The sequence below is a fragment of the Salinicoccus siamensis genome (assembly GCF_042429615.1).
Lineage (GTDB): Bacteria > Bacillota > Bacilli > Staphylococcales > Salinicoccaceae > Salinicoccus > Salinicoccus siamensis.
On sequence record NZ_JBHMAH010000041.1, the window covers coordinates 1 to 670 of the forward strand.

The window sequence follows — 670 nt, forward strand, 5'->3', positions numbered from 1 at the left end:
TTATTTATATAAAGGGGAGATATTTATGATGATTATATTGAGTTTTTTAGCAGGAGTTTTTGCCACAATTGCAATGGGATTTTTAGTCAAAACGGAAAAATGGGAAGAATTGAATAAGAAAAACAAAGAATAGACGTAAGATAATATGCTAGAAATTAAAATAAGCGTATATGAGCGTCCAAATTGTTTTTAGGGTACTTTTCTCTGACTTAATTCCTTAGAAACGCTCTGAGGGCTCTTTCTGACGTTTTGAGCCATATAATCATCGGAGATCCATTTATGCCGAGAAAATTTATTGTGCGTTGAGAAGAACCCTTAACTAAACTTGCAGACGAATGTCGGCATAGCGTGAGCTATAAAGCCGACCATTCGACAAGTTTTGGGATTGTTAAGGGTTCCGAGGCTCAACGTCAATAAAGCAATTGGAATAAAGCAATATTTATTTAGTTGTTAATTTTGAAATTAGTAAAAATATTATCCAAAATGCTACTCCGAAGCTTATAAATATACCAAAAACTTTTAAATAGTCTAAAAAAACATTTAATTTAAACCATCCACTGAGAAGTAAAATTGGATAGATTGTAACAAGCATTAGAACGAAATGAACAATGGTTTTTTGTTTCAAATTTAGCGTATTAATTTCGTATATAAAAGAGCTTAATCCTAAAAT

At 31.2% G+C, this 670-nt stretch carries 1 protein-coding gene; it reads right to left on the reverse strand.

The features are described 5' to 3' along the window. Positions 1-439: 439 nt before the first annotated feature. The coding region (locus ACFFLE_RS11145) for a DUF3021 family protein (RefSeq protein ID WP_380572270.1) at positions 440-670 on the reverse strand (231 nt) is incomplete at its 5' end.